This is a genomic window from Flavisphingomonas formosensis (assembly GCF_009755815.1).
In the GTDB taxonomy this organism is placed as follows: domain Bacteria; phylum Pseudomonadota; class Alphaproteobacteria; order Sphingomonadales; family Sphingomonadaceae; genus Flavisphingomonas; species Flavisphingomonas formosensis.
Genome location: NZ_WRPK01000013.1, coordinates 1 through 19,913 on the forward strand (window position 1 = coordinate 1; position 19,913 = coordinate 19,913).

Annotated in this window: 17 protein-coding genes and 1 pseudogene; 9 read left to right on the forward strand and 9 right to left on the reverse strand. The window is 67.6% G+C overall.

Going from position 1 to position 19,913, the window contains the following annotated elements; translation table 11 throughout:
- The 3 genes and pseudogenes from GQY20_RS27235 to hpnN all read left to right on the forward strand — a co-directional run.
- A pseudogene (locus GQY20_RS27235) lies at positions 1-206 on the forward strand (1-deoxy-D-xylulose-5-phosphate synthase); the annotation flags it as partial.
- Complete coding sequence (locus GQY20_RS27240) at positions 206-691, forward strand: DUF2141 domain-containing protein (RefSeq protein WP_157220330.1); 486 nt, start codon at positions 206-208, stop codon at positions 689-691. The pseudogene GQY20_RS27235 and the gene GQY20_RS27240, both read left to right, overlap by 1 nt.
- A 171-nt stretch (positions 692-862) precedes the next feature.
- On the forward strand, positions 863-3,469 hold the full coding sequence (gene hpnN / locus GQY20_RS27245; protein WP_157220331.1) for a hopanoid transporter HpnN: 2,607 nt from the start codon (positions 863-865) through the stop codon (positions 3,467-3,469).
- A gap of 47 nt (positions 3,470-3,516) precedes the next feature.
- Here the strand turns inward: hpnN and GQY20_RS27250 are convergent, their stop codons facing one another.
- Together GQY20_RS27250 and GQY20_RS27255 are read right to left on the reverse strand one after the other, a co-directional pair.
- Positions 3,517-4,479 carry an MlaA family lipoprotein gene (locus GQY20_RS27250; RefSeq protein WP_232476281.1) on the reverse strand — a complete coding sequence of 321 codons (963 nt, stop codon included), beginning with the start codon at positions 4,477-4,479 and terminating at the stop codon, positions 3,517-3,519.
- On the reverse strand, positions 4,476-5,081 hold the full coding sequence (locus GQY20_RS27255) for an ABC transporter substrate-binding protein (protein WP_157220332.1): 606 nt from the start codon (positions 5,079-5,081) through the stop codon (positions 4,476-4,478). The genes GQY20_RS27250 and GQY20_RS27255 overlap by 4 nt, the downstream gene beginning before the upstream one ends.
- A gap of 245 nt (positions 5,082-5,326) precedes the next feature.
- Between GQY20_RS27255 and ispH the strand changes: the two genes are divergently transcribed.
- Both ispH and hpnH read left to right on the forward strand, forming a co-directional pair.
- A complete protein-coding gene (gene ispH / locus GQY20_RS27260) occupies positions 5,327-6,277 on the forward strand; it encodes a 4-hydroxy-3-methylbut-2-enyl diphosphate reductase (protein ID WP_157220333.1) in 951 nt (316 codons plus the stop codon).
- Between the two features lie 11 nt (positions 6,278-6,288).
- On the forward strand, positions 6,289-7,434 hold the full coding sequence (gene hpnH / locus GQY20_RS27265; protein ID WP_157220334.1) for an adenosyl-hopene transferase HpnH: 1,146 nt from the start codon (positions 6,289-6,291) through the stop codon (positions 7,432-7,434).
- On the opposite strand, the gene GQY20_RS27270 is transcribed toward hpnH, so the two are convergent.
- The 7 genes from GQY20_RS27270 to hpnA all read right to left on the reverse strand — a co-directional run bounded on the left by GQY20_RS27270 (position 7,354) and on the right by hpnA (position 15,355).
- Positions 7,354-8,019: a phosphorylase family protein gene (locus tag GQY20_RS27270; protein WP_157220335.1), complete on the reverse strand. Its 666-nt coding sequence runs from the start codon at positions 8,017-8,019 to the stop codon at positions 7,354-7,356. The two genes, hpnH and GQY20_RS27270, sit on opposite strands and share 81 nt — an antisense overlap.
- A gap of 181 nt (positions 8,020-8,200) precedes the next feature.
- On the reverse strand, positions 8,201-10,162 hold the full coding sequence (shc, locus tag GQY20_RS27275; RefSeq protein WP_408641142.1) for a squalene--hopene cyclase: 1,962 nt from the start codon (positions 10,160-10,162) through the stop codon (positions 8,201-8,203).
- A 22-nt stretch (positions 10,163-10,184) separates the two neighbouring features.
- Positions 10,185-11,438: a hydroxysqualene dehydroxylase HpnE gene (hpnE, locus tag GQY20_RS27280; RefSeq protein ID WP_157220336.1), complete on the reverse strand. Its 1,254-nt coding sequence runs from the start codon at positions 11,436-11,438 to the stop codon at positions 10,185-10,187.
- The gene (gene hpnD / locus GQY20_RS27285; protein WP_157220337.1) at positions 11,435-12,274 is read right to left on the reverse strand and encodes a presqualene diphosphate synthase HpnD; all 840 of its coding nucleotides are present in this window, start codon (positions 12,272-12,274) and stop codon (positions 11,435-11,437) included. Before hpnD ends, hpnE begins: the two co-directional genes overlap by 4 nt.
- Entirely contained in the window at positions 12,271-13,116 is an 846-nt protein-coding gene (gene hpnC, locus GQY20_RS27290) for a squalene synthase HpnC (RefSeq protein WP_157220338.1), read from the reverse strand. Before hpnC ends, hpnD begins: the two co-directional genes overlap by 4 nt.
- Positions 13,116-14,366 (reverse strand): glycosyltransferase, encoded by a 1,251-nt coding sequence (locus GQY20_RS27295; protein WP_157220339.1) that lies wholly within the window; start codon positions 14,364-14,366, stop codon positions 13,116-13,118. Before GQY20_RS27295 ends, hpnC begins: the two co-directional genes overlap by 1 nt.
- Positions 14,363-15,355 (reverse strand): hopanoid-associated sugar epimerase, encoded by a 993-nt coding sequence (gene hpnA, locus GQY20_RS27300; protein WP_232476282.1) that lies wholly within the window; start codon positions 15,353-15,355, stop codon positions 14,363-14,365. Before hpnA ends, GQY20_RS27295 begins: the two co-directional genes overlap by 4 nt.
- Before the next feature lie 212 nt (positions 15,356-15,567).
- On the opposite strand from hpnA, the gene hpnI reads away from it, so the two are divergent.
- The 4 genes from hpnI to GQY20_RS27320 are packed head-to-tail and all read left to right on the forward strand — an operon-like array spanning position 15,568 to position 19,903.
- On the forward strand, positions 15,568-16,749 hold the full coding sequence (hpnI, locus tag GQY20_RS27305) for a bacteriohopanetetrol glucosamine biosynthesis glycosyltransferase HpnI (protein ID WP_157220341.1): 1,182 nt from the start codon (positions 15,568-15,570) through the stop codon (positions 16,747-16,749).
- Positions 16,746-18,170 (forward strand): hopanoid biosynthesis associated radical SAM protein HpnJ, encoded by a 1,425-nt coding sequence (gene hpnJ, locus GQY20_RS27310; protein ID WP_198351237.1) that lies wholly within the window; start codon positions 16,746-16,748, stop codon positions 18,168-18,170. Before hpnI ends, hpnJ begins: the two co-directional genes overlap by 4 nt.
- Positions 18,170-18,982: a hopanoid biosynthesis-associated protein HpnK gene (gene hpnK, locus GQY20_RS27315; RefSeq protein ID WP_157220342.1), complete on the forward strand. Its 813-nt coding sequence runs from the start codon at positions 18,170-18,172 to the stop codon at positions 18,980-18,982. The genes hpnJ and hpnK overlap by 1 nt, the downstream gene beginning before the upstream one ends.
- A 9-nt stretch (positions 18,983-18,991) precedes the next feature.
- A complete protein-coding gene (locus GQY20_RS27320; RefSeq protein WP_232476283.1) occupies positions 18,992-19,903 on the forward strand; it encodes a ferritin-like domain-containing protein in 912 nt (303 codons plus the stop codon).
- Positions 19,904-19,913: the final 10 nt, after the last annotated feature.

Consider the following 19,913-nt stretch of genomic DNA (forward strand, 5'->3'; position numbering starts at 1 on the left):
ATGTCCTCACCCTCGCCAGCGACCAGGGCCTCATCGACGCCGGCCTCAAGCTCAGGACCCTGCGCCTGCCGGACACCTTCCAGGACCAGGACAAACCCGAACGCCAGTACCAGGACGCCGGCCTCGATGCCGACGCCATCGTCGCGAAGGTCCTCGCCGCCCTGCACAGCAACAGCGCAGCTCTGGGGACCAAGGCCGGCGCATAATGAGACCCGTCCTGTCGGCAGCCAGCGGCGTGCTGCGTCCGCTGATCGGCCTCGCGCTGTGCGCCGCCACCTCCTCCCCTGCCCTCGCGAGCACGCTTCGCATCGAGATCGGCAATGTCCGCAACGCCGCCGGGCACGTGCATATCGACGTCTGTCCAGAGGCGCATTTCCTGAAGGACGACTGCCCCTATTCGGCGGAAGCGGCGGCGCGGCCCGGCGTCACGATCGTCACCGTCACCAATCTTCCTCCCGGGCGTTATGCCGTCCAGGCGTTCCATGACGAGAACGATAATCACAAGGTCGATCGCATGGTGTTCGGCATACCCAAGGAAGGAGTGGGTTTTTCCAACGATGCCAGGATCAGCCTCGGCCCGCCCAAATTCCTCGATGCCGCCTTCACCCACGGCGTGGGGGAGCAAACGATATCCCTGCGCATGCGCTACTGGTCCGGCGCATCGGGACCCGCCGTCGCAGCCTCGCGCTAGACGCGTGGAGTGCAGCTCGCCTATCCTCCCCCCGGAGGGCTGCCGGACATACCCAAAAGGTGATGCGCTTTTCTACGGCATCATCGCGATGCAAGTCGGGATCCTGACGAAGAAAAAAGGAGCTGCCCCTTCAATCAATGCGCCCCGCAGCCCTGGGGTGCTGAGCGGGCTATGAAACTGATCCCCCGCCTCGTCTCGGCAAGCGTCCGGCGGCCGCGCGCCACGCTGGCGCTCTCGCTCCTGCTCGCGGTCGCGGCGATCCTGATCGTCACCAGCCGTTTCGCGATGATTACCGATACCGGCGCCCTGATCTCCCCCAAGGTCGGCTGGCGCATGCAGGAAGCCGCGATGGAGGCGGCCTTCCCGCAGCTCAAGGACGTGATGCTGATCGTCGTCGACGGCGCGACGCCCGAACTGGCCGAGGATGGCGCCGCACGGCTGACCGCGCGGCTCAAGGCCGATCCTGCGCATTTTCGCCGTGTCGAGCGGCCGGACGGCGGCGATTTCTTCGCACGCGAAGGCCTGCTGTTCCAATCGCCCGAGGAGGTGCGCGCCACCACCGCTGCGCTGATCCAGGCCCAGCCGATGCTCGGGCCGCTGGCCGCCGATCCGAGCCTGCGCGGCCTCTCCCATGCGCTCGGCACGATGCTCGACGGGATCGACCGCGGATCGGCGAGCCTCGACCAGATCGACCGGCCGATGCGGGCGCTGGCCGATGCGACCGAACGGTCACTCAGCGGCAAACCCGCCTTCTTCTCCTGGCAGACGCTTTTCGCCGACGAAAAGAGCAGGATGTCGCCGCCGCTGCGCCGCCTGATCCTCGTCCAGCCGGTGCTCGATCATTCGGCGCTGATGCCCGGCGAAGCTGCGACCGACCGGATCGCCGCTCTCTCGCGGACGATGGGCCTCGATGACGCCCACGGCATCCGGGTGCGGCTGACCGGCGAGGTGCCGCTGGCCGACGAGGAGTTCGCGACGCTGGAGGAAAATATCGGGCTGGTCGCCGTCGTCATGCTGCTCGCCATGCTCGCGACGCTCTGGCTGGCGGTACGATCGGTGCGGCTGGTGCTGGCGATCATGGTCACCATCGTCGCCGGCCTTGCCGTGACGACGGCGATTGGTCTGCTCGTGGTCGGCCGATTCAACCTCATCTCGGTCGCGTTCATTCCCTTGTTCGTAGGCCTCGGCGTCGATTTCGGCATTCAGATCTGCGTGCGCTTCAACGCCGAACGTGCGGACGGCGCCACCAGCTCCGAGGCGCTGCGCCGTGCCGCGACCGCGCTCGGCGCGCCCCTGCTGCTCGCGGCGGGCGCAATCTGCCTCGGTTTCGTCGCCTTCCTGCCTACCGCCTATGTCGGCATTGCCGAGCTGGGCGTCATCGCCGGCTTCGGCATGGTGGTCGCGCTGCTGTTCAGCGTCACGCTGCTGCCGGCGCTGGTGACGGCGATGCCGCCCGGCGCACCGCAGCGCGAGGTCGGTTTCTCCAGCATGGCGGGCGCCGATCATTTCCTGGCGCGGCACCGCGGCGGCGTGCTCTGGGCATTCGGCCTGTCGATGCTGGCCAGCATCGCGCTGCTGCCGCTCGTCCATTTCGACTTCAACCCACTGCATCTTCGCGATCCCAAGTCGCCCGCCATGGCGACGCTGGCGGATCTCACCCGCGATCCGGACCGCACGCCGAACACGATCGACATATTGGCGCCCGACGCGAAGGCGGCAGACCATCTCACTCGTCGCCTGTCCGCGCTGCCCGAGGTGGCGCAGGTCGTTTCGATCGGCAGCTTCGTGCCCGAGGACCAGCCCGCGAAGCTGGCGTTGATCACCGACGCCTCGACCGTGCTCGATCTGACGCTCAACCCGTTCGACGTCGCACCGCCGCCAAGCGATGCCGAGCTGATCGACACCCTGTCCGCCACGGCGGCGCGACTGCGTGCCACAGCGGCAAAGGCAGGAGGGCCGGGCGCGGCGGACGCACGGCGGCTCGGCGATGCCTTCACCCGGCTCGCCGCAGCAACGCCGGCGGCACGCGCGCGAACCAACCAGATGATCGCACAGCCGCTCGCCGTGATGCTGGATCAGACGCGTCTCGCGCTGCAGGCGCAACCGGTGACACGCGACACGCTGCCCGCCGAACTGCATCGCGATTGGGTTGCGCCAGACGGGAGGATGCGCTTGCAGCTCTTCCCGCGCGGCGACAGCAACGACAATGAGGTCATCGCACGCTTCCGCGACGCGGTCGCCAAGGTGACGCCCGCCATTTCCGGCCTGCCGGTCGCGACCCAGGCCGCCGCCTCGACTGTCGCCGGCGCCTTCATCCAGGCGGGCGTGATCGCGTTGGCGCTGGTCAGCCTGCTGCTCTTCGCGATGCTGCGCGACGTGAAGGAAGTGGCCTTCACCCTGGCCCCGGTCGTGCTCTCCGGCTTCCTGACGCTGGGCAGCTGCGTGCTGATCGGCCAACCGATCAACTTTGCCAACATCATCGCCTTCCCGCTGCTGTTCGGTGTCGGCGTCGCCTTTCACATCTATTTCGTGATGGCGTGGCGCGCGGGCGCGACCGACCTGCTGCAATCGAGCCTGGCGCGCGCCGTGCTGTTCAGCGCGCTCGCCACCGGCACGGCCTTCGGCAGCCTGTGGCTCTCACACCATCCCGGCACGGCGAGCATGGGCAAGATACTGATGATCTCGCTGGCCTGGACCCTGGTATGCGCGCTGATTTTCGAGCCGGCTTTGCTCGGGCCGCCGCGTGGGAAGACGGCCGCGGACGAGGGTGAACGCTGACGGGCGCACATCGCGCTTGCACGCTATCCCCGTTCGCTGGAGAAAAGTCAGGGCTGCGTCTGACCGGCCGGAGGCTGGGTTGCCGCTGCCGGATCCTCCAGCGGATCGTCGAGCGGTATATCCTGTTCGCCCGCCTTCTTCTTGAGCCCCGCAATCTCGCTCGCCCGATTCTGAAGATAGACGGAGCGCAGTGTCGCATAGGGATCGAGAGCGGTGGAAAAGAGCGCCTTGAGCTCGGTATCCGCCTCGGCGCGCGCATCGAGGCCGGTGATCACCGCCTTGGGAAGCTGATATTCCAACCGATCGAACGGCCTGCCCACTGCGAGGGGCAACACCGCCGCATCGAACTGGCCGGCGCCGAAATCGCGTAGCGTGCTCGGCCCCATCAGCGGCAGGAAGAGATAGGGGCCGGACTTGACGCCGTAGAAGGCCAGGGTGTTGCCGAAGCCGTTGTCGCGATGCGGCAGCCCCTCGCGCTTGGCGACGTCGATCAGGCCGCCAATGCCGAAGATGGTGTTCAATATGGTGCGAAACAGCGTCTTCACCGCTCGCTTGGGTTTCAGCTGGAGCAGATCGTTCACGAACACGACCGGCTCGGACAGATTGGTGAACATGTTGCGCAGGCCCGAGCGCGCAGGCTTCGGCACGACATGTTTGTAACCCATCGCCGCAGGGCGGAAGATCGCCTTGTCGAGCGACTGGTTGACCGAGAACATCGCCCGGTTGAAACCCTCGAGCGGATCGCCCTTGGTATGCGGCGGATGAGGGTTGCCGGCGACCGCATCGGCTGCGGCGTCCGCGGCCATGCCATCAGGTACTGCGGCATCTGGCGCCGCATCGGCGGGAGCGGACGTCGCGGAAGCGGCGGCATCGACGGGCGGCGGAGGTGCCGTCGCGTCAACGGCGGCCACGAGTTCGAGCGGCGGCGTCGCCAGCACGGCGGGCACATCCGATGCACCCGGCGCAGCATTCAGCAGCGACAGCGTCGAGGCGAGCGCGGCAATGCTCAACGGGTCGGCCTGTCCGCCAGATCGTCCAGATGGCGGACCAGCGCCTTGGCGCCGCCCGTGGCCAGCACGCGCGAGAAATCCGAACGCCGGGTCGCGAGCTGGCTGATCGAATCGCGATAGAAGACATCGATGATCTTCCACTCGCCACCGCTCTGGCGGAGGCGATAGGCCAGCGATTCGGGCTGGCCGGAGGCGGGAAGCAGCTTGGTGCGCACCAGCCGGTCGGTACCGCGGGCTTCCACCTTGGGGTCCATGGTGAACTTCTCGCCGCCGAAGCTATCGAAATTGGCGGCATATTGCGCGATCGTCATGCGGCGGAAGGCGGTGGTGAGCGCAGCCTGATCCGCGCTCGACAGGGTCGTCCAGCTCGGCCCGACGGTGAGCCGCGTCATCAACGGCACGTCGAACACCTTGTCGATCGTCGGGGCAAGCGCGGCGGCACGGCCCTGCTGACCCGCCTGCTTACCGGATTTCATGATGGCAATGAGCTTGTCGCACAAAGCCTGCACCGGCGCCTGCGCGGGATCGACCGCCTGAGCATGAACGGCCACCGGAACGGCCAGGGACAGGGCAACATACACGCCGGACTTATAGGATCGCATTCACTCGCTTCCGCAGGTCGTAAGGAATAACGATATCGCCGCTTTCCGCAGAGGTCCATCCTGTCGGTGGAATGTGGCCAATCTGCAACGCCGCGTACATTCTGGCGCAAATGACACTTTTTTGGGAATGCCCGGCCCGCTATGTCCGTATCATTGCAGAGGCGCACTCAAGGGGCTGAGAGCTGCCGCCGCAGAGCTGGCGTACGACGTTCGGGCGTCGCTTCGGGTGGCTTAAGGAGACAAGATTGCAGGTTATTCTCGCTCAGCCCCGGGGATTCTGCGCCGGCGTCGTCCGCGCAATCGAGATCGTCGAACGGGCGCTCGAACTGGAGCAGGCGCCCGTCTATGTGCGCCATGAGATCGTCCATAACCGTCATGTGGTCGACAAGCTGCGCCGCAAGGGCGCGGTGTTCGTGGAGGATCTGTCGGAGGTTCCGGCCGGCGCCCGTACCGTGTTCAGCGCGCATGGAGTCGCCCGTTCCGTGCAGGAAGAGGCGGCCGCGCGCGGCCTGCCCGTGCTGGACGCCACCTGCCCGCTGGTCACCAAGGTGCATGTCCAGGGCCGCCGTTACGCCAGGATGGGCCGCACCGTCATCCTCATCGGCCATGAAGGCCATGCCGAGGTGATCGGCACGATGGGCCAGATCGATGCGCCGATCCATCTCGTCTCGACGATCGAGGATGTTGCCGCGCTCGACCTGCCGTCGGATACGCCGATCGCCTACGTGACGCAGACGACGCTGAGCGTGGACGATACGCGCGGGCTTATCGCGGCGCTGGGCGCGCGATTCAGCGACGTGCTGGGGCCCGACGTTTCCGACATCTGCTATGCAACGCAGAACCGCCAGACCGCAGTCCGCGATCTATGCCGCGTCGCCGATCTGCTGCTGGTGGTCGGCGCATCGAACAGCTCCAACTCCAACCGGCTGCGCGAGATCGGCGTCGAGATGGGCGTGCCGAGCTTCCTCGTCGCCGATGGCGACAGCATCGATTCGGCCTGGTTCGACGGCATAGAGACGGTCGGCCTCACCGCCGGCGCTTCCGCGCCCGACGAGTTGGTCGACCATGTCATCGCCGCGCTGCGCCAAATCGGGCCGGTGGCGATATCGACGCTCGACGGCGTCGAGGAAAACATGCAATTCAGCCTGCCGCCCGGCCTCAAGGCCGCCGCGCATACATCCCCTTCCGCAGCCTGACGGGAAAATCGATGAGCCTCCCCGTATCCCAGATCCTCCGCATCGGCAGCTACACGCTGCGCGAGCATTTGAAGGGCGGCCGCTATCCGCTCGTGCTGATGCTCGAGCCGTTGCTGCGCTGCAACCTCGCCTGCAAGGGCTGCGGCAAGATCGACTATCCCGATCCGATCCTGAACCAGCGCCTCTCCTATGAGCAGTGCATGGACGCGATTGACGAATGCGGCGCGCCGGCCGTCTCGATCGCCGGCGGCGAGCCGCTGCTCCACCGTGACATGCCGCGCATCGTCAAGGGCTATATCGCGAAAAAGAAGTTCGTGATCCTGTGCACCAACGCGCTGCTGCTCAAGAAGAAGATCGACGATTATGCGCCGTCGCCCTTCTTCACCTGGTCGATCCATCTCGACGGCGACAAGGGCATGCACGACATCGCCGTCTCGCAGGATGGCGTGTTCGACATCGCGCGCGAGGCGATCATGATCGCCAAGGCGAAGGGCTTCCGCGTCCAGATCAACTGCACCGTGTTCGATGGCGCCGATCCGGCGCGCCTCGCCGCCTTCTTCGACGAGATGAAGGCGCTCGGCGTCGAGACCACCTTGTCGCCCGGCTATGCCTATGAGCGCGCGGCGGACCAGGAGCATTTCCTAAACCGCGAGCGGACCCGTAAATTCTTCCGCGACGTGTTCGCCCGCGGCAATGGCGGCAAGAACTGGGCCTTCACCAACTCGCCGCTGTTCCTCGATTTCCTGGCCGGCAACCAGACCTATGAGTGCACCCCCTGGTCGATGCCGCTGCGCACCGTCTTCGGCTGGCAGAAGCCCTGCTATCTCGTCGGCGAAGGCTATGTCGAAACCTTCAAGGAGCTGATGGAAGGCACCGACTGGGACAAATATGGCGTCGGCAAATATGAGAAATGCGCCGACTGCATGGTGCATTGCGGCTTCGAGGGCACGGCAGCGACCGATTCGATCCGCCACCCGCTGAAGATGATGAAGGTGGCGATGAAGGGCGTGCGCACCAGCGGCCCGATGGCGCCGGACATCGACCTCAGCAACCAGCGCCCCGCGGAAGACGTCTATTCATCGCATCTCGAGCGGGAGCTGGCCAAGATCAAGGCGAGCGATCCCAAGGCGGCCAAGCACGTCGTACGCGCGGCCTAGCCGACGCATCGCGCGCCCGGTGTTGATCCCCGTGCGGATCAGCGCCGGGAGCTGCGCCGGCTGACGCGCGAGCGAGGCCAGCACCGCGCCGAACGCGACACCGCCATCGGGCCGCATGCCGACGAGCGCGGCGGGCGGCAGCGTCTCCTTCGCGGTGTCGGAGATGGCGCGTAGCGCGGCGAAGGGCAGGCCGTGGCGGCGGGCGACGCGGGCGGCGACGTGCGATTCCATGTCGACGGCCAGCGCGGCGCTTTCGGCGTGCAGCGTGCGCTTGTGGGCGATCGTGGCGATGGGCGTGTCGCTGCCGGTGATGCCGCCTGCATGGGCATCAGGCAGCGCCTGACGCAGCCGTGCGACGATATCGGCATCCCCGTCGATCACGAGATCGCCGGCTACCAGCGCCGGATCGAGCGCGCCGGCGAGACCGGTGGAGAGGATCAGGCCGGGGGCGCCGCGCGCGGCCTGATCGAGCTCCGCCTCGAGCCGTGCCGAATCACCGCCACCCGGGATGACGATCATATCCCCGCCGATGTGCGCGATCAGCCGCGCCTCGCTTTGCAGGCCGCAGGCGACGATCAAGGGCATGCGCCGCCCTTTTCTCCATCCTCCCCGGAACGGGGAGGGGGACCGCCAGCCGAAGGCTGGTGGTGGAGGGGCCGCCGCTCACCACATAGGTATCGCTTGATGTAAGCCAGAGCCCCTCCACCATTCGCTTTGCGAATGGTCCCCCTCCCCCTGCGGGGGAGGATGAAAGGGGGGCTCGCAATCACATCCCGTGCGCGACTTCGCGCGTGTTGGAGCGCTTGAGGTTGCGGTAGCGCGCCATCGCCCAGAGCGGGAAATATTTCGGATAGCCATGGTAGCGCAGGTAGAAGACGCGCGGAAAACCGCCGCCGGTATAATATTCCTGGCCCCAGAGGCCGTCCGCCTCCTGGTTGCGCGCCAGCCAGTCGATGCCGCGCGCGACCGCATCGGACTCGACGTCGCCCGAATTCATGAGGCCGAGCAGCGCCCAGGCGGTCTGCGACGCGGTCGAGGGTGCGGGCGTATAGCCCTTATAATCGAGATCGTAGCTGTCGCAGTCCTCGCCCCAGCCGCCGTCCGGATTCTGGATGGCGTGCAGCCAGCCGACCGCCTTCGCCACCGTCGGGTGCTCGGGCGGCAGGCCGGCCGCGTTGAGCGCGCACAGCGCCGACCAGGTGCCGTAGATATAGTTGACGCCCCAGCGGCCGAACCAGCTGCCGTCCTGCTCCTGCTCGCGCTCCAGATAGGCGATCGCGGCCTTCATCCGCTCGCTGTCGCGCGGCTCGCCGAGCTGGGCGAGCATCGAGACGCAGCGCGCCGAGACGTCTGCGGTCGGCGGATCGAGCAAGGCGCCATGATCGGCGAAGGGCAGGTTGTTGAGATAGGTGTAGCTGTTGTCGGCGTCGAACGCGCCCCAGCCGCCGTTGCGGCTCTGCAGCCCTGCCGTCCATTCGACGCCGCGGTCGATCGCCTCGTCATAGCCGTTGGCGATGCGGCCGCGCGCGCGGTCCATCGCCATCACCACGACGGCGGTGTCGTCGAGATCGGGATAATGATCATTGTTGTACTGGAAGGCCCAGCCGCCGGGCCGCACGTCCGGCCGCTCCACCGCCCAGTCCCCCGCGACGTCGAGCACCTGACGCGGCTTCAGCCATTCCAGCGCACGCGCCGCCCGTTCCTCGGCGTCGGCCGAGCCCGCCTCCATCATCGCATGGGCGGCGAGCGCGGTATCCCACACCGGCGAGACGCAGGGCTGGCAATAGGCCTCGTCCTCCTTGATCACGAGCAGGTTCTCGACCGATTTGCGCGCGATCGCGCGGGCGGGATGATCCTCCGCATAGCCGAGCAGATCGAACATCATCACGCTGTTCGCCATGGCGGGATAGATGGCGCCGAGGCCGTCCTCGCCATTCAGCCGCTCCAGGACGAAATCGACGCAGGCCTGCTCCGCGCGGGCGCGCAGCTTCCTGGGCCAGAGGCCGTCGACCCGCTTCAGCACCCAATCCAGCGAATTGAAGCCCGCCGTCCAGATCCATTTGCGATCGGTGCTCGCTGCCTTGCTTTCCAGCCGCACCGGCTTGCCCGTGAACAGCTCGTCCACCTTGATGCCGAGCGGATTGCGCGCAACCGGCTTGTGCGCGCACAGCACCAGCAGCGGCACCACCACCGTGCGCGCCCAATAGGACATTTTCGAGAGGTGGATGGGGAACCAGCGCGGCAGCAGGATGATCTCCGGCGGCATGGTCGGCACGGCCGACCAGGGGCCCGCGCCGAACAGGGCGAGCTGTATGCGGGTGAAGACGTTGCCGGCCTCGGCGCCGCCGGCCGCGAGGATCGCCCTGCGCGCACGGACCATGTGGGGCGCGTCGACGGGATCGCCGATCATCTTCAGCGCATAATAAGCCTTGATCGAGGCGCTGACGTCGAAATCGCCCGCGAAGAACAGGCCCCAGCCGTCATGCGCGTCGGATTGGATGCGGCGCAGATAGCGGCCGATCTTGGCCTCGAGCTCGGTCGCGACGGGCTCGCCGAGATAATGGCGCAGCAGCACATATTCGGCCGGGATGGTGCAGTCCGCCTCCAGCTCGAACACCCAATGGCCGTCGTCCTTCTGCGCGGCGGAAAGCGCGGAGGTGGCCCGTTCCACGGCCATGTCGACGTCGATCAGCGAGGGGGCAAGGCGTTCGGCAGTGGCGATATTCAACTCTGTTCCTCCTTGTCCCGCCTTATCGCGGCTGCGTCGCGATCGCCAGCCTCGCGGCCGTTTCGCCGGAGCGCAGCGCCCCTTCGATCGTCGCCGGCAGGCCCGTGGCGGTCCAGTCGCCAGCGAGGAAGAGATTGCGCCAGCGCGTCGCAGCACCGGGGCGCTTCGCATTCTGCTCGGGCGTGGCGGCGAAGGTCGCGCGCTTCTCCTTGACGATCTGCCAGCGCGGCAGCGGCGCATCGATCCCCCAGGCTGCGCATATCTCCGCCCAGAAGCGGCGGGCCAGCGTCTCGCGATCCGCGTCGATCAGCCGGTCGGCCGCACTGACCGTCACCGAGGCGCGATCGGCGAAGGCGAACAGCCATTCAGCGGTGCCGCCGATCAGGCCGAGCATCGGCGGTGCGCCGGGCGGAGGCACGAAGGCGAAGTGGCCGTTGACGATCGCGCGGAAATCGTCGGGGGCGGTCAGATCGGGCAGCAGCGCGGTCGCCACCCAAGGCGGCACGGCGAGGATCACCCCTTCGTCCGGCGCCACCGGTTCCGGGCCGCTGCCCCAATCCAGCAGGCTCACCCGGTCCCCGTCGAAGCCGATCGCGCGCAGCCGCCGGCCGAGCCCGACATCGGTGCCGCGCGCAGCCAGCCAGGCCACCGCCGGATCGACGAAAGCGGCGGCGAGCGTGGGCTCGGCGATTCGCGGACAGGTCGCCGCGCCGCCGCGCCCGATGGTCTCGCGCAGTACCGCGGCCGCCAGAGCAGACGAGGATTCGGCCGGATCGGTGTTGAGCGCGGCGAGCAGCACCGGCGCGATAAGCCGCTCCCACACCGGCCCTTCCGGCCGCACCCGCGCATCGATCCGGCCTTCTCCCGGCGCGAGCAGCTTCGCCAGCGGCAGATAGTCGGCAAGGCCGCTGCCCGGCACGCGGCGGGAGGGCCGGAAGATCCACCAGGGCAGGCGGCCGTCGTTCATCGAGACCGTCCATCCCGCCCCGCTGGCGATATCGCGGAAGCGGAATTCGGCATGGTCCGGTCCCGCCAGCGGCCGCGCGGCCCCCACCGCGGCGCGGAAGCGGGCGACGGCGGGATTGCCGGAGAGGACGAGATGATTGCCGTTGTCGATCATGAGATCGAGCTGCGGATCATGATAGGAACGACAGCGGCCGCCCGCCTGCGCCGCGCTGTCCGCGATCGCGACGGCGATGCCGGCCTGCTTCAGCGCCACCGCTGCGGAGAGCCCAGCGAGGCCGGCGCCGGCAATCGTCACCCGCCGGAAGCTCAACGTGCGATCCACAACCGCGCGAGCGTCCAGAGCAGCCCGAGCTTGGACACGCGCACGCGGGTACGCGGCGGCGCCCAGCCGGCCTCTTCCATCCGCGCAAGCAGCTTCGAATAGGCGGCGGACATCAGACGCGGCGCGATGCGATGCCCGCGCGGCCGTTTCGCCAATATCGCATCCGATTCCCGGAAATGGCGATGTGCCTCGGCAGCGACGACGCGGCAGGCCGGATCGATCCGGGCATCGGCCGCCACCGCATCCGGCGTCGTCAGCGCGACACCCGCGGCGGTCAGCGCCTCGCGCGGCAGATAGACGCGGCCGATCGCTGCATCCTCATCGATGTCACGCAGGATATTGGTGAGCTGCAGCGCGCGGCCGAGATGGTGGGCAAGGGCGAGGCCCGGCTCGCGCTCCATGCCGAAGACGCGCACCGACAGGCGGCCCACGGCAGACGCCACGCGATCGCAATAGAGATCGAGCTCCGCCGCCGAGGGCCAGCGCACGTCGCCCTCGACGTCGGTCATCATCCCGTCGAGCACGGCGTGGAAATCGGCGGGATCGAGGCCGAAGCGATCGACCGCGGGGCGCAGGAAGGCGGCCTGACCGGCGTCGCCCCCCGCATAGAGCGCGTCTATGTCCGCATGCCAGCGATCGAGCGCCACCTTCCGCTCGGCGCGCGAGCCGTCGAGATCGTCGGCGATGTCGTCCACCTGCCGGCAGAAGGCGTAGATGGCGTACATGCCCTCGCGCTCGGGCTTCGGCAGGATACGCATGCCGGCATAGAAGGAGCTACCGGCGACCTGCGCGTGCAGGCCGGAATTGTCGGTGGCGGCGGTCATGCCGGGCGCTTCCGGAAAAGATTCGACAGGACGGCGCCGATGCTGAGCAGCGCCGCCTCGCTTTTGTTATGATGCACCCGTTCGCTCAGCGGATCGCGCACCAGCAGGCGGTGGGTGAGGCTCGTCGCCAGCCGCTGGATGATCGCGACTTCGGCGGACAGGCGGCGATCATGAATTTGTCCCGCGAAGCGATCGCTCTGGCCGAGGAGGCCGAGCGTGCGCTGGGCAAGCGCGCGGATCGCGGCGCGTAGCGCGGGCGAGGCCGCCGCGGCACCGAGATCCTCGATCCGCGCACCCGTTGCCGCGAAGGTTTCGGCGGGGATGTAGACGCGGTCGAGCGCGCGATAATCCTTGCCGCAATCCTGGAGGTGATTGATCACCTGCAACGCCGCACAGAGCGCGTCCGAGGCCGGCCAGGTGCTGCGATCCTCGCCATGCACGTCGAGCACATAGCGGCCGACCGGCATGGCCGAGAGCCGGCAATAGCCGATCAGCCCGTCCCAATCCGCATAGCGGTTGACGCGCACATCCTGCTCGAACGCGTCGATCAGCTCGAAGGCGTGGATGGGATCGAGCCGATGGCTGGCCATCACGTCGCGCAGCGCCAGCGCCTCCTCGGCGCCGTCCGGCCGGCCGCGCAGCCCCTCGCGCATGGCCTCCAGCAGCCGCAGCTTCTCGTCCGCGGAGGCAGTGGGATGATCGGAGACGTCGTCCGCGGCGCGCGCGAAACGATAGAAGCTCATCACCGGCGCGCGATGCTCCGGCTTCAGCAGGACGGAGGCGACGGGAAAATTCTCGTCGCCCGAGCCCTTGCCCGAGGCGAGATCGATTGCAGCGTCCATCAGTGCCCCACCGCCGCCTGCGCGCGGCCCTTCCACATGCCGCCGCGTCCGCGATGATGCTGCCAGCCGGAGAGGAAGGTGCACCAGCCATAATAGGCCGCAATGGCCGGCAGCGCGACGCCCCACAGCGGCGATCGGCGATAGAAGCGCAGCATCGGCTGGAAGCTCAGCGCCATCAATGCCCAGGCGAGCGCGCCCATGATCCGGCCCGCGCCGCTGCCGAACAGTGCGAGCGCCGGCGGCACGACGAAGACGAGCGCCAGGCCGACGAGCGTCCCGGCGAGCGCCAGCGGCGAATAGCGCAGCTGCGCATAAGCGGAACGCGAGATCATCGCGCCGACAGACTCGAGCGTGTCATAGGGCCTTATGCTCAGCGAGCGATCGGTGAGCCCGAGCCAGACCGGCCCCTGCCGCTTGATCAGCGCGCCGAACGCGCAATCGTCAACCAGCGCGTCGCGGATCGTGGCGATGCCGCCTGCCCGCTCCAGCGCATCGCGCCGCACCAGCATGCAGCCGCCCGCCGCCGCGCCGATACCCCGCGGGCGATTCACGCGGGCAAAGGGGTAGAGCATCTGGAAGAAGAAGACGAACGCGGGCACCAGGGCGCGCTCGGCCAGCGTATCGCAGCGCAAGCGCGCCATCAGCGAGACGAGCGCGCGGCCCTCGCCCTCGGCGCGGCGGACGAGCGTGCGCAGCGTGTCGGGCGCGTGCTCGATGTCGGCGTCGGTGAGCCAGAGGTAATGGGGACCGTCTTCATCCTCCCCCGAAGGGGGAGGGGGACCGGCGAAGCCGGTGGAGGGGTTCCCGCTCTCCTCAGGTCGGGAACCCCTCCACCATCCTTCGGATGGTCCCCCTCCCCGTTCCGGGGAGGATGAGGCTACTGCAATTCCCTGCGATACGGCCCAAAGCTTTCCCGTCCAGCCTGCCGCCAGTGGCTTGCCTGTAATCACGCTCAACCGCATGTCACCCAGGCCGCGCGCGATCTCGGCAGTCTCATCGCTGCTCGAATCATCGACCAGCACGACCCTCAGCACGCCGGGATAATCCTGCGCCAGCAGGCTCCCGATCGATCGCGCGATCACCTCGGCCTCGTCGCGGGCCGGCACCACCGCGGTCACCGCCGGCCAGCTCGCGGGATCACCCGGCAGCCCGGCGGTATCCCGCTCGCGCGCCAGCCAGAAGCCGCCATGGGCGAAGAGCATGCCCAGCCAGATGATCAGCGCCGCCGCGCCCAGGATCGCGCCGATCACCGGATCGCCCCCGTCTCGCGGAACCAGGCGATCGCGTCGGCCAGCGCCTCGCGATAGGGACGGGCGCGATAGCCGAGCTCGGCCTCGGCACGGGCCGAGCTGTAATACATGCGATATTTGGACATCCGCAGGCTATCGAGCGTCAGGAACGGCTCCTTGCCGGTGATCCGCGCGATCCGCTCGTTGATCCAGGCCAGCGGCACGAGCGGTCCGCGCGGCAGCTCGACGACGGGCGGCCGGCGGCCGACGAGCGCGGCGATCGCGCGCAGCATGCCGGCCAGGCTCTCGTCCTGCCCGCCCAATATGTAACGCTGCCCGATCGCACCGCGATCGAGCGCCTGCAAATGTCCTTCGGCCACGTCGTCGACATGGACCAGGTTGAGCCCGCTGTCGACAAAGGCGGGCATGCGGCCGTTCGCCGCCTCGACGATGATCCGGCCGGTCGGCGTCGGCCGCACGTCGCGCGGGCCGATCGGCGTCGAGGGATTGACGATCACCGCGGGCAGCCCCCGCTCGGCGACCATCTGCTCGACCAGCCGCTCGGCGACGACCTTGCTGCGCTTGTATGCGCCGACCGCCTGCTCGGGCGTCGCGGCATCCGCCTCCGTCGCCGGTCGCTCCTGGATCGGCAGCAGGGTGGCAACGCTGCTCGTATAGACGATGCGCTCGACCCCTTCGGCGAGCGCCGCCTCCATCACCACGCGTGTGCTCTCGCGATTGTTGCGCACGATCTCCTCAGGATCGGGCGCCCACAACCGATAGTCGGCGGCGACATGGAAGACGTAGCGCGCGCCCTTGATCGCGCGGCGCACGGCATCGGCATCGCGCACGTCGCCCTCGACGATCGTGCCCGCAAAGCCGGCGAGATTCGCCCGTGCGCTGGTCGGACGGACGAGCGCCACCGGATGCAGCCCGCGCTGCACCAGCGCACGCGCCACGGCGGACCCGACGAATCCCGAGGCGCCCGTCAGAAACACCGTGTCGGTCACGTCACTCCGTCCAGCCACCGCCGCAGAAAGGAGCCTCTCTAGAGCGGTTTCCCCACTTGCGGAACCGCCCCCGGATTTTCCTTGCCGCAATTTCAGGCTTGCCGGGCATTCGGGCCACAGCGCATGAGCTTGCCCGTCATTCCGACGAAAGTCCCATTGACGCTCTGCCCGGATGGGAGAGGGAGCGCGCATGGATCCCGACTTTCGTCGGGATGACGAAGAAGGGCGAACCTCTGCCCGTAAGCCGACCAAGGAGTCTATCGATCGCGATCCTCGGTTTCCTGCTGCTGCTGGCATCGTGCGTCGGTTCGGCCCTGATAGGCTGGGCGGCGCTGCTGGCGGGGCGCTTCCGACGCACCTGGACGCCGCGTGCACCGGCAGAGCCCGCGACGCTGATCAAGCCGCTCTACGGGCCGGAACCGCAGCTCGAGGCCAATCTCGCGAGCTTCCTCGCGCAGGAGCCGGCAGTGCCGATCCAGATGCTGTGCGGCGTGCAGCGCGCGAACGATCCCGCCATAGCCGTCGTCGAGCGGCTGCGCGCCCGGCCGGGCGGCGAGGCGATCGAGCCGATCCTCGACGATCGCCGCCATGGCAGCAACGCCAAGGTCTCCAATCTCGCCAATATGGAACCGCATATCCGCCACGACATGGTGGTGCTGAGCGACAGCGACATGGCGGTGGATCCCACCTATCTGGCGCGGCTGCGCGATGCAATGGCGGCGCCCGGCGTCGGCGCGGTGAGCTGCCTCTATCGCGGACGCGGCGACCGCGGCTTCTGGTCGCAGATGGTGGCGCTCGGCATCGACCTGCATTTCCTGCCCCTGGCGCTGATCGGCCTGGCGACCGGCCTCGCCCATCCCTGCATGGGATCGACCATCGCACTGCGGCGCAGGACATTGGAGCGGATAGGCGGTTTCGTTGCCTTTGCCGACATTTTAGCCGACGATTATGCGATCGGCGCGGCAGTGCGCGCAGAGGGACTGACGGTCGCCATCCCCGACATGCTGATCACCCATGGCTGCACCGAGACGAGCCTCACCGAGCTGTGGCGTCACGAATTGCGCTGGAACGCGACCATCGCCGCCATTGATCCGGGCGGCTACGCCGGCAGCTTCGTCCTCCACCCGCTGCCGCTGGCGCTTATCGGAGGAGTGCTGACCGGCTTCTCCCCTTATGCCTTAGCCGCGATCGCGCTGGCGCTCGTCGCGCGCGGCGCGATGGCGTTGCGCATCGGCCACAGGCTCGGCGCTCTCATGCTGATTCCACTGCGGGACATCCTCTCCTTCGCGATTTTCCCGCTGGCCTATTGCGCCCGTTCGGTTGATTGGCGTGGCGCGCGGCTTAATATGGTGCAAGGCGGCCGGGTGTCGGCCGAGACGGAGAAATCAGAATGATGCGTTCGCTGTTCCTTCAGGCGCCCTCGTTCGACGGCTATGACGGAGGAGCCGGTGCGCGCTACCAGATGAAGCGCGAGGTGCGCTCCTTCTGGTACCCGACCTGGCTCGCGCAGCCCGCGGCGATGGTGCCCGGATCGAAGCTGATCGATGCGCCCGCGCACGATCTTTCCTGGGACGACATCAAGCATGAGGCGGACGACCGGGACCTGGTGGTGCTGCACACCTCCACCCCCTCCTTCCGCCAGGACGTGCATACCGCCGAGCTGTTGAAGCAGCGCAACCCGGCGCTCAAGATCGGCATGATCGGCGCCAAGGTGGCGGTCGACGCGCAGGGCGCGCTCGAGGCCTCGCCCGCGGTGGACTTCGTCTGCCGCAACGAATTCGACTTCACGATCAAGGAGATCGCCGAAGGCCGCCCGTGGAGCGAGGTGGACGGCATCAGCTATCGCAACGAGGCCGGCGAGATCGTCCACAACAAGGACCGCGCGGTGCTGACCGACATGGATCAGCTCCCCTTCGTCTCGCCGATCTACAAGCGCGACCTCACCATCGAGAAATATTTCGGCGGCTATCTGAAGCACCCCTATGTGAGCTTCTACACCGGCCGCGGCTGCAAGAGCCATTGCACCTTCTGCCTGTGGCCGCAGACCGTGGGCGGCCACAATTACCGCACCCGCTCGATCCCGCATGTGATCGAGGAGGTGAAATATGTGATGCGCGAGATGCCGCAGGTGAAGGAGATCTTCTTCGACGACGACACGCTGACCGACAACCGGCCGCGCGTCGAGGAGCTGGCCCGCGAGCTCGGCAAGCTCGGCATAACCTGGTCCTGCAACGCCAAGGCCAATGTGCCCTATGAGACGCTGAAGGTCATGAAGGAGAATGGCCTGCGCCTCCTCCTCGTCGGCTATGAGAGCGGCAACCAGAAGATCCTGCACAACATCAAGAAGGGCCTGCGCGTCGATGTCGCGCGGCAGTTCACCAAGGATTGCCACGCGCTCGGCATCGTCATCCACGGCACCTTCATCCTCGGCCTGCCCGGCGAGACCGAGGAGACGATCGAGGAAACGATCAACTACGCCAAGGAGATCAACCCGCACACCATCCAGGTGTCGCTGGCAGCGCCCTATCCCGGCACCTTCCTCTACAAGCAAGCGACCGAGAATGGCTGGTTCGACGGATCGGACCATCTGCTGACCGACGGCGGCACGCAGATCGCGCAGCTCAGCTATCCGCACCTGCCGGCCAGCCTGATCTTCGACAAGGTCGAGGAATTCTACAAGCGCTTCTATTTCCGCCCGAGCAAGATCGGCTCGATCGTGATGGAAATGCTGCGCGACTTCGACATGATGAAGCGGCGGCTGCGCGAAGGCGTGGAATTCTTCTCCTTCCTGCGCGCGCGCAAAGCGACCACCTGATGCCCGACCTGGTCGTGACCGCCGACGATTTCGGCGTGGCGATCGAGGTGAACGAGGCGGTCGAGCTGGCGCATCGCGACGGCATATTGACGGCAGCCAGCCTGATGGTCGCCGGCGAAGCCGCGGACGATGCGGTGGCACGCGCCCGGCGGCTGCCGCGGCTCGGCGTGGGGCTGCACCTCGTGCTGGTCGAGGCGAAGCCGGCGCTGCCGCCGGAGGAGGTGCCGGATCTCGTCGGGACCGATGGCTGCTTTCGCACCGACATGGCGATGTTGGGTCTGCAGATCGCGATCAACCCCGCCGTGCGCCGCCAGGTGGAGCGGGAGATCGAGGCGCAGTTCGCCGCCTTCGCGGCGACAGGCCTGGCCTTCGATCATGTCAACGCGCACAAGCATTTCCACGTTCATCCCGTGATCGCCGGCCTGGTGATCGCCGCGGCCGCGCGCTACGGGGTGCGCGCGCTGCGCGCGCCGGTGGAACCGGGCCGCCCGAAAGGATCCGGATGGCTCGCCGCACCCTTCGCAAGGATGCTGCGCAGCCGTGCCCGCCGCCGCGGTCTCCACGCCCCGGACCAGGTCTATGGCCTGGCGGCGAGCGGACATATGGATGCCGGCCAGATCTGCGCGGCCGCCGCTGCGCTGCCCGAGGGGCTCAGCGAACTCTACCTCCATCCCGCAACGCGCGACGATTTCGCCGGCCACGGCCCGGCCTACCGCCATCAGCAGGAGCTTGCCGGCCTGCTCGATCCCGCCGCCCGCGCGGCCCTCGCCCGGCGCGGCGTACGGCTTGGCAGCTTCACCGATCTTGTTTGAGAGCGTATCATGACTGATGCCTTCCCCTTCTCCGCGGTGGACAGCGCCACCGCGCTTCCCAACGGAGAGGCGCCGGCCCCATTGGGATCCGACGCGCACAAGCGGCTGTTCTGTCGCACGCTGCTGGACACGCACGATCCCTATCGCCCGGCGGTGATCGACTGGCCGAAGCTCGACGAGGAAACCCGCGGCAAGATCGTCTCGCTGCCGATCTGGGACATGGCGGTGGCCACCGAGGGGCGCGCCGGCATCAATGTCGGCACCTATGGCGAGGAGATGGCCGATCCGCTGCTGCGCGAGGCTATCGCGCTCGACGCCTATGAGGAGCGCCGCCACAAGACGGTGCTATCCCACATGGTAGCGGCCTATGGCATCGAGCTAGCGCCCGAGCCGCCCTATCCGAGGCCCCGCGATCCGGAGTGGGCGTTCATGCGCACCGGCTATTCGGAGTGCATCGACAGCTTCTTCGGCTTCGGCCTGTTCAAGATCGCCAAGGATTCGGGCTTCTTCCCGCCCGAGCTGGTCGATACGTTCGAGCCCGTGATGCGCGAGGAGGGACGCCACATCCTGTTCTTCGTGAACTGGGTCGCCTGGTGGCGGCGGACCATGCCCTGGTGGCGGCGGCCCTGGTTCGAATTGAAGGTGATCGCCGTATGGTTCTTCCTTATCTGGGAACGAATCGATATGGCCAAGGGCATGGGGGACAACAGCAAGGCGCAGGAGAACAACTTCACGCTCAACGGCTCGAAGGAGCTCGGCGTCGAGATCAGCTTCCCCGAGCTTGCCCGCATCTGCCTTGCCGAGAATGACCGACGGCTGGCGCCCTATGACAAACGGCTGATCCGGCCGCGCTTCGTACCGGCGATGATGCGGCTCGCGCTGCGTTTCGCCGGCGGCAAGAAGGCAGGAGCCAGCGCCTGAAGACCACCGC